This is a genomic window from Bauldia sp., from assembly GCF_020442045.1.
In the GTDB taxonomy this organism is placed as follows: Bacteria; Pseudomonadota; Alphaproteobacteria; order Rhizobiales; family Kaistiaceae; genus Bauldia.
The window spans coordinates 1-8213 of record NZ_JAGRLA010000087.1 but is presented as its reverse complement, the minus strand read 5'-3'; the positions used below and the strand labels follow the sequence as shown (position 1 = coordinate 8213).

The 8213-nt window shown below is 68.5% G+C and carries 7 protein-coding genes; 2 read left to right on the top strand and 5 right to left on the bottom strand.

Annotated elements, in window-relative coordinates; all coding sequences use genetic code 11:
- Positions 1 to 301: 301 nt before the first annotated feature.
- Positions 302 to 1393: an N-acetylglucosamine-6-phosphate deacetylase gene (gene nagA / locus KDJ86_RS09970; RefSeq protein ID WP_291745151.1), complete on the top strand. Its 1092-nt coding sequence runs from the start codon at positions 302 to 304 to the stop codon at positions 1391 to 1393.
- Positions 1394 to 1402: 9 nt separating this feature from the next.
- Here the strand turns inward: nagA and KDJ86_RS09965 are convergent, their stop codons facing one another.
- Positions 1403 to 2491 (bottom strand): hypothetical protein, encoded by a 1089-nt coding sequence (locus KDJ86_RS09965; RefSeq protein WP_291745149.1) that lies wholly within the window; start codon positions 2489 to 2491, stop codon positions 1403 to 1405.
- A 402-nt stretch (positions 2492 to 2893) separates the two neighbouring features.
- Here KDJ86_RS09965 and KDJ86_RS09960 point away from each other — a divergent pair, with 402 nt between their 5' ends.
- A complete protein-coding gene (locus tag KDJ86_RS09960; protein ID WP_291745147.1) occupies positions 2894 to 3352 on the top strand; it encodes a paraquat-inducible protein A in 459 nt (152 codons plus the stop codon).
- A 31-nt stretch (positions 3353 to 3383) separates the two neighbouring features.
- Here KDJ86_RS09960 and KDJ86_RS09955 read toward each other — a convergent pair whose 3' ends face one another.
- The 4 genes from KDJ86_RS09955 to KDJ86_RS09940 form a co-directional block, all read right to left on the bottom strand.
- Entirely contained in the window at positions 3384 to 4052 is a 669-nt protein-coding gene (locus KDJ86_RS09955; RefSeq protein WP_291745146.1) for an alpha/beta hydrolase family protein, read from the bottom strand.
- 347 nt (positions 4053 to 4399) lie between these two features.
- Positions 4400 to 5407, bottom strand: coding sequence for a GntR family transcriptional regulator (locus KDJ86_RS09950; protein ID WP_291745145.1), 1008 nt, complete (start codon positions 5405 to 5407; stop codon positions 4400 to 4402).
- A 17-nt stretch (positions 5408 to 5424) separates the two neighbouring features.
- Positions 5425 to 6540, bottom strand: a complete 1116-nt coding sequence (locus KDJ86_RS09945) for a mandelate racemase/muconate lactonizing enzyme family protein (protein ID WP_291745144.1) — start codon at positions 6538 to 6540, stop codon at positions 5425 to 5427.
- A gap of 25 nt (positions 6541 to 6565) precedes the next feature.
- The gene (locus tag KDJ86_RS09940) at positions 6566 to 8086 is read right to left on the bottom strand and encodes a sugar ABC transporter ATP-binding protein (RefSeq protein ID WP_291745143.1); all 1521 of its coding nucleotides are present in this window, start codon (positions 8084 to 8086) and stop codon (positions 6566 to 6568) included.
- Positions 8087 to 8213 lie beyond the last annotated feature (127 nt).

Sequence of the window (8213 nt, the reverse complement as noted above, 5' to 3'; positions counted from 1 at the left end):
TCCGGTCCGGGATTCGCCACCGGCTCGGTGAACGAAAAAAGGAACGGGCTGGGCGTATCGTTGATAACGAGGACCATATTTCCCTCCCCCCTTGGTGCACCCGTATAAGATGCCTTGGTGCCAAAGTGAGTGCAATCATCGTTTCATACTTCCTTAACCACTCCCAGATGATCGGAGAGGGACGCTCGTCTGGCGGGCCCGGATCGTCTGGCATGCGGGCATTCGTATTGGCCTGTACTTTCGTTGTCCCGGACGCTTGTTTGTCAGCGGAAAGATCGAGCCAGGGGAAACTCCTTCACTGATGACGACCATCTCGGGACAGGCAGTCACGGCGGAAGGGTTGCGGCCAGTCGAATTGACGATCGAAGGCGACCGCATCGTCGCGCTCGCCGCCAGCGACCGGGCCAGGCCGAACCTCATCCTCCCGGGCTTCATCGATCTCCATTGCCATGGCGGTGGCGGCGCCGACGTCATGGAAGGCGGGGACGCGGCGCGCACCGCCGCCCGTCTCCACGCCCGCAATGGGACGACCTCCTTCCTGGCGACGACGATGACCGCCCCGGCGGCCGAGATCGAGGCGGCGCTCGCCGCCGTGGCTGAGGCCATGCGCGCGCCCGGCGAGGGCGAGGCGGCGATCCTCGGCGTCCATCTCGAAGGGCCGTTCATCAGCCCGGACCGGCTCGGTGCCCAGCCGCCCTTCGCCATCACCGCCGACCTCGACCTGATGGCGCGCTTCTGCGCCCTTGCCCCGATCCGGGTCGTCACGGTCGCGGCCGAGGCCGATCCCGACGGCCGGCTCGCCGCCTTCCTCCGGGCACGCGGCATTCGCGCCCAGCTCGGCCATTCCTCCTGCGACTACGAGACCGCCGCGGCGCGCTTCGCCACCGACATCGACGGCACCACCCATCTCTTCAACGCGATGACCGGGCTCCACCACCGCGCGCCGGGGATCGTCGGCGCGGCGCTCGCCCATCTCGACCATGCCGAGCTGATCCCGGACCTCATCCACGTCCATCCCGGCGCCATCCGGGCGGCGCTTCGCGCGATCCCGTCGCTCTACGCGATCACCGACGCCTCGGCCGCCGCCGGCATGCCGGACGGCGAATACCGCCTCGGCCAGCAGGTGGTGCGGAAATGCGACAACGGCGTCCGCCTCGCCGACGGGACGCTTGCCGGAAGCTGCCTCACCATGGCCGAGGCCTTCCGCAACCTCGTCTCGCTCGGCCTGACGATCGAGGACGCGGCGCGCCGGACCGCCACGATCCAGGCGGACTATCTCGGCCTCACCGATCGCGGCCGGATCGCCGAAGGTCTCAGGGCGGATCTCGTCGTGCTGACGGCGGACCTCGCCCTCGAGGCGGTCTATGTCGGCGGCAACGCGATCGCGCTCTGAGGTGCTCCGTCAGGTGTCGCCGGTGACGAAGCCGACGTCGCAGGCGGCGAAGACCGACGCGCCGTCCTCGCCGGTCAGCGTCACGCCCCCGGGGCTCGCCGCGATGTCGGTGACGCGGCCGAAGCCGTCGGGAACCGCGGCAAGCCCGAACAGGTAGGAAAACGTCAGCGCGCCGTGCGGTTCAAGCGTCACGGCGGTCGGGCTCCCGGCGGCGGCAACCGGATTGTCGGCGATCGCGCGCGCATGGCTCAGGTGGAAATAGCCGCAGATCTCCTCCAGCCCGATGGCGCGGCGGTGACGGCCGTTCCATGGCGGATAATCACGCCCGCCGTCGCTCATCCACATCAGCGTCTCCGGCAGCACGCGCGGGTCCTTGATGCCGAACCACACCCAGCCTTCTTCCGGCGCCGTCGCCGCCGTCCAGGCGAAGGGCCGGTTGCGGTCATTGAGCAGCATCCAGATCTGCTCGTAGCCCTCGGCGGTGGGGAAAACGGTCAGGTCGGCCGAGCCGCCGTCGGCGCGACGGGCGGCGCGGAGGTCGGCGATCCGCTGGTCCTCGGCGAGAAGCGGGCGGCCGAGCGGAGGCTCCTCGACAGGCTCGGGCGGGGTCAGCGCCGCGGTCCAGGGCGAAAAGGCGAGATGCAGCGGCGTGCTGGCATGCAGCATGGCATGATGGCCGATCGGCAGGCGTCCCTCGCCACCGGTGAGCGCATGGCGCTGATAGACCACCGTTTCGCCGGGCCGAAGCGCGACATGCTTGGTGACCGTGGCGCCCATCACGTCACCGTCGAGCACGGCGTCGAGGCTCGTCCCGTCCGAGCGCTCGAGCCGCCAGGTGCCGCTCGCCGGCAGGCCATGGACGGGCAGATCGCCGGGAAGGACGTCGCTCGCCCCGAAGGGTGCGCAGAAGAAGTCGCCGCGCAGGATCCTCACGATCGGCGGCGTGTCGTCGGTAAGTTCGTCGTGTCGCCACGGCGCGGTGTGCATCGGGCTGACGCTGCGCCCGCCGGCGAGGGAAAAGACGACATCGGAGAGATGCCCGCCGGTTTCCGTCACCGCCAGCGACACCATGTCCGAGTGCAGGGGAAAAACATTCATCAATCGGCCCACCCGTCAGGAAGCAAGGGGTGGGACCGGCGCATTGGCGTGCCGGCCCCGTTATCTGGAACGCGAGGCTGTTTCGGAGCCGCCCCGACGTCATCCCTGTTATAGACCGAGAATGGCGCCATGAGAATCCGCAGGCCGGCGTCGCGGGCCGGGGTTCCTGGCGATGGCGTATTCGCCCGTCCGGCCGGCCTTGAAGGTCGCGCCTCCTTCGGCCTTGATGGCCGCCGGTCGCCAGCGCGCAGGACGGCCCGGCCGCGCGCGGTCGCCGGACCTTCGCTCCCGCCCGGACCATCGGACCGGCGGCCGGGGCTTGCGGTTTTTCGCCGGACGGACCACCTCTCTGCGGGGCCTGGTTGGAACCGGGACAGGACAAGGGTCGGAGCAGCCGTCAGCATGAGGATCGTTGTCGCCGCATTGCCGCTCGTCCTGTTCGCGGCGACCTTCTGCTTCGGCCTCGGGCTGATCCTGCCGATCGCCGTCTTCGAATCCTTCATCTTCTTCTCGGAGACGCCCTCCCTCGTCGACATCCTTGCCGGGCTCTGGCACGAGGGCGATGTCGCCATCGCGGCGATCGTCGGGCTGTTCTCCGTCGCCTTCCCCGCCGCCAAGCTGGTCGTCCTGCACATGGCCGCCTATCACCCGGGACGAACCCACTGGGTCGAGCGCGTCGGCATCCTGTCGAAATGGTCGATGGCGGACGTGCTGGTGGTGGCGCTGGCGATCTTCGCCGCCAAGACCAGCGGCCTCGCGTCGGCGGCGACCCAGGCCGGCATCTGGTTCTACGCGGCGGCGACCCTGCTCTCGGCCGCGGCGGCGCTGATCCTGACCAACCGCGCCCGGATCGACCGCTGAACCGGCGGCGCCGGCATTCCCGGAGCGGGGCTCATTGCCGGTTGAAGATGTCGACGACCTTGACGATCACCTCTTCGTGCAGGGTCTCGTCCTTCTCGATATTGAGGTGATCGATGTCGGTCCGGTCGGCAACGTCGACATTGACCAATTCGCCCTTGAAGGACGGCGACGCCTTGATGACCCGCCCGACGCCGTCGGACTTGTAGTAGTTCACGACCTCGTCGATGCCGGCCCCGACGGCGCTGCCGCCGTCGACGGCGTCGAAGGAGACGACGAGCCGGACCGGGACGCCGTTCCTGCCGAGATAGTTGCCCATGTTGATGGCCGCGTCCGCGCCGAGCGAATGGCCGACGATGATCACCGGCGTCAGCGATTTGTCCGTGCGGTACTGGTTGACCAGCAGCGTCGCGAATTCCTGCCAGTGGGTGTAGTTGGTGACCCGTGACTGGATGCCCCTGGCTTCCAGCTTGTCGGAAAGCCGGTCCATGCCGCGCGAGAAGACGTTGAGCAGGCCGCGAAGGAAATAGACGCTGCCGTGGCTGACCTGGACGGAAGCCGGCGCGGGCGTCGATGGTGCGGCGCGCGCCGGCCGTGGCACGGGCGTCGGGACGAGCTGGGTCGCGCCGGCGACCGCGACCGTCGCGAGCAGACCGAGGGCCACGACCGCCAGCAGGCTCCGCGACAGGCGCATATATCCCACCTCCGACCTCCCTTGCGGCCAGCGAAAGAACCGTCACCCCCTTGAGACCGGCCGCCGTCGCTTTCCGCGCGCGTCCCGCGCGACCGTTGGGTCCGACTCTACTATCGCCTCGCGAAATTGGAAGGGACCGGGCGGCCCCCTGGGCAGATACCTCCCTGGCCATCCTGAGAGCCCGCCCTCGGGCTTGACCCGAGGGTGCGAGGGCGACAGCCCGAGCCTCGAAGGACGCAATGCCCCGCGGTTCATCCGCTGGTGAGGGAGCGCGAGAGCAGGCTCTGCGTCCTTCGAGGCTTCGCTCCGCGAAGCACCTCAGGATGGCGGAGGGGTGGCCCACGGCCCCCCAAGCCTCAGCCCGGCGCCGGCGTCAGATAGGGCAGGCGGTTCTCCTCCGGCATCGGCCCGAGCTTCCGCACGGTCTCGATATTCTGCGACAGCGACCGTGTCAGATGCGCCTCGAGCGCCCGCATCGCCTTTTCCCGCCGGCCGGCCAGGACGTGGCCGAGGATGTCGATATGCTCCGCCACCATCAGCGAGATGACCGCCTGGTCGCGATAGAGATCGAAGGCGTGGTGGATGGCGACGATGACGAGCTGGCTGCGCCGGATCGTCTCGCGAAGCTGCTGGTTCCGGCAGCGCAGGACGATGTCGATATGAAGGTCTCGTTCGAGCCTCTCGATCCGCTCCAGGGTCGGCCGGGTCTTCGCCGCCTTCTCGGCGCGGTCGCGACGCTCCTCGACCTCGTTGCCGGCAATCGAGTCCATCACCTGGCCAAGCGCGATCGGCTCGAGCAGGCAGCGCATCTCGAAATGGTCGCGGAGCCCCTCCTCCGACAGCGGTCCGGCATACCAGCGCTGGTTGAGGTCCTGCGTCACCAGGCCGGTGCGCTCGAGCCGGGTCAGCACCTCGTGGGCGACGGTGCGGCTGACGTCATGATACTCGGCGAGCGCGCTCTCGTTGACCTGGAACCGCCCATAGGGAAGTGCGCGGGCGATGACATGCTCGACCGCCGGATAGATCCGCTCCCGCCGGTTGCGGACCCTGAGCGTGCCGGCGACCTCGGGCGGCAGTCTCAATCCCGCCTCGCCGAGATCGAGGCGGAGCGGCTCGACGCCCGCCTCGCCGGTCAGGTAGCCACGGCCGTTGAAGTCGCGGAGCAGTCCTTCCTGCCGCAGGCGCTGGAGGGCGGCGGCGGCCGGCACGCGGCTCGAATTGAAGGCGCGGGCGACGCCGGCGGCACCGAGGACGAGGCCGGGCGCAAAGCTGCCGTCGAGGATGTGTTCGCGGAGGACCGCGTAGATCACTTCGTAGAGGGGCGGCGTCCCCGGTTCCGTCCGCTTCTCGGCCGTCCTCGACATCCGCGCGGCCCGCTTCGCTAACCCGCCTCTGTCACCACATGGGTGAGGCCGTCGACGCGGCGGCCGTCAATCGCGTCCCAGTCCCAGGCGATGCCGAGCCCCGGCGCGTCCGACGGAACGGCATGGCCGTTCTCGATTCTCATGCCCTCGGTCGTCAGGCTGTCGAGCTGCGGGATGTATTCGACCCAGCGGCCGTTCGGCACGGCGGCGGTCAGCGCCACATGCAGCTCCATCAGGAAATGGGGGCAGACGTCGATGTTGAAGGATTCGGCGAGATGCGCGGTCTTCAGCCACGGCGTGATGCCGCCGATCCGCGCCACGTCGACCTGGATGACGCTGGTCGCGTCGCGCTGCAGGTATTCGCGGAAATGCTGGAGGCTGTAGATCGATTCCCCCACCGCGATCGGCAGGCTGGTCGAGGCCGAGAGCCGGATATGGCCGCCGAGATCCTCCGCCGGCAGCGGCTCCTCGTACCAGGCGAGATCGACCGCCTCGTAGAGCCGCGCCCGGCGGATCGCCTCGTCGACATTGGCGCCCTGGTTGCCGTCGACCATGATCTCGAAGTCGTCGCCGACCGCTTCCCGCACCGCCTCGAGCCGGGCGACGTCCTGCTTGGGCGGGCGGCCGACCTTGATCTTCGAGCCGCCGAAGCCGGCCGCCTTGGCGCGCAGCGCATCCTCGACCAGCGCCGCCGTCTCGATGTGCAGCCAGCCGCCCTCGGTCGTGTAGAGCGGCACCCTGTCCTGCGCCCCGCCCGCCTCGACATGGAGCGGCCGGCCCGAGCGGCGGCAGCGCATGTCCCACAGCGCGGTGTCGATCGCGGCGAGCGCCAGCGAGGTGATCGCGCCGACCGCCGTCGCGTGGGTGTGGTAGAAGAGCGCCTTCCAGATCTGCTCGACCTTTTCCGGATCGCGGCCGATCAGCATCGGCGCGAGGTTCTGCGCGATGAGCGCCACCACCGCATGGCCGCCGGTGCCGATCGTGTAGGTGTAGCCGGTGCCGACCACGCCGTCGTCGGCAAAAATCCGGACGATCGGCGTCTCCTGGCTGGTGAAGGACTGGATCGCGTCGGTCCGCTTCACCTTGGGGACGAGGTCGACCATCAGGACCTCGACGCGTTCGATCTTTGCCATCTCTTGGTCTCCCGGAGAACGATTCCTACCCGGCGCTGGCCGCTTCTTCTTCCTCGACCGCATGGATTCTGGCCATGATCGCCTTTGACGCATTCTCGTATTGGTGATCGTTGGCGACCTCGCCGACGATCCTGAATCCGTGCATGACGAGGATGCGGTCGGCCACCGCCACCATCTCCGGCATGTCGCTGGAAATGAGGATGATCGACACGCCTTCGCGGGCGATCTCGCCGAGCAGTTCGTGGATATCGGTCTTGGTCTTGATATCGATGCCGACCGTCGGCTCGTCGACGATCAGGATCCCGGCATTCGCCGCCAGCCACTTGGCGATCGACACCTTCTGCTGGTTGCCGCCGGAAAGGTTGCCGACCGTCTGGTTCAGCGATGGCGTGCGGACCTCCAGCCGGTCGACGAAAGGCTGGACGGCGCGCGCCTCGGTTCCCGGCGGAATCAGGCCGAGGAAGCGGGCGATGCGCTGCCAGATGGTGATCGCGACATTCTCCTTGACCGAATGGATGAGGACCAGCCCCTCGCCCTTGCGGTCCTCGCTGACATAGCCGATGCGGTATTTGCCGAGCGCCTCGTGCATGTCGCGGATGCGGGCGGGCTTGCCGTTGACGGTCAGCTCGCCGCCGGTCACCGCGCCGCCGAGCATCGCCTTCATCAGCTCGCTCCGCCCGGCGCCGACCAGGCCGTAGAAGCCGAGAATCTCCCGCCGGTGCAGGCGGAAAGAGATGTCGTGATGACCGTCCGAGGTCGACAGGCCTTTCGCCTCCATGACGACGTCGGCGTTGTCGACCTCGCGATCGCGGAGCTTGGCGATGCGCTCCTCGCGGCCGATCATCTGCGACACCAGCTTCTGGCGCGTCATCTCCGCCATCGGCACGCCGTCGGAGGCATTCCTGCCGTCGCGCAGCACCGTCACCCGGTCGGCGATGGTGAAGACCTCCTCCAGCTTGTGGCTGACGAAGAGCATCGCCACGCCTTCCTCGCGCAACCGTCGAAGCAGCGCGAAGAGCGCCGCCGTCTCGTGCTCGGTGATCGAGGCGGTCGGCTCGTCGAGAAGCAGGATCTTTGCTTCCAGCGACAGCGCCTTGGCGATCTCGACGATCTGCATCTGCGCCACCGACAGGGTGCGAACCTCGGCGCGGGTATCGATGCCGCGGTCGAGGAGGTCGAGGTAGCGCCGCGCCTCGCGGTCGACCTGGGCATAATCGATCAGCCCGTTCCTCGTCGGCAGCCTTTCCAGCGCGATATTCTCGCCCACGGTGAAGCGCGGCACGAGGTTCCGCTCCTGGTGGACGGCGCTGATGCCGGCGGCGAGAGCGTCGCGGGGACTGGCGAAGCGGACCTCGCTGCCGTCGAGCATCACCCGGCCCTCGTCGGGCTGGTAGACGCCGGTGATGATCTTGATCAGGGTCGACTTGCCGGCGCCGTTCTCGCCCATCAGGGCATGGATCTCGCCGGGCCTCAGGTCGAGCGAGACGCCGTCCAGCGCCTTGACGCCGGGGAAGGACTTGCTGGCTTTCTCGACGGTGAGGCGCATCTCAGGCCGTCCCCGTCCGGACCGCCCGCCAGCGGTTCAGCCACACCGCCGCGAGGATCAGCGCGCCGAGCAGGAACTGGACCCAGTAGGGATCGACCTTGGCGAGCACCATGCCGTTCTCGATCAG

What these genes read in the sequence shown, in the direction of transcription:
- KDJ86_RS09960 (WP_291745147.1), top strand. Translation starts at nt 2,894, where the DNA reads ATGAGGATCGTTGTCGCCGCATTGCCGCTCGTCCTGTTCGCGGCGACC.
- KDJ86_RS09965 (WP_291745149.1), bottom strand. Translation starts at nt 2,491, where the DNA reads ATGAATGTTTTTCCCCTGCACTCGGACATGGTGTCGCTGGCGGTGACG.
- KDJ86_RS09945 (WP_291745144.1), bottom strand. Translation starts at nt 6,540, where the DNA reads ATGGCAAAGATCGAACGCGTCGAGGTCCTGATGGTCGACCTCGTCCCC.
- KDJ86_RS09950 (WP_291745145.1), bottom strand. Translation starts at nt 5,407, where the DNA reads ATGTCGAGGACGGCCGAGAAGCGGACGGAACCGGGGACGCCGCCCCTC.
- KDJ86_RS09940 (WP_291745143.1), bottom strand. Translation starts at nt 8,086, where the DNA reads ATGCGCCTCACCGTCGAGAAAGCCAGCAAGTCCTTCCCCGGCGTCAAG.
- nagA (WP_291745151.1), top strand. Translation starts at nt 302, where the DNA reads ATGACGACCATCTCGGGACAGGCAGTCACGGCGGAAGGGTTGCGGCCA.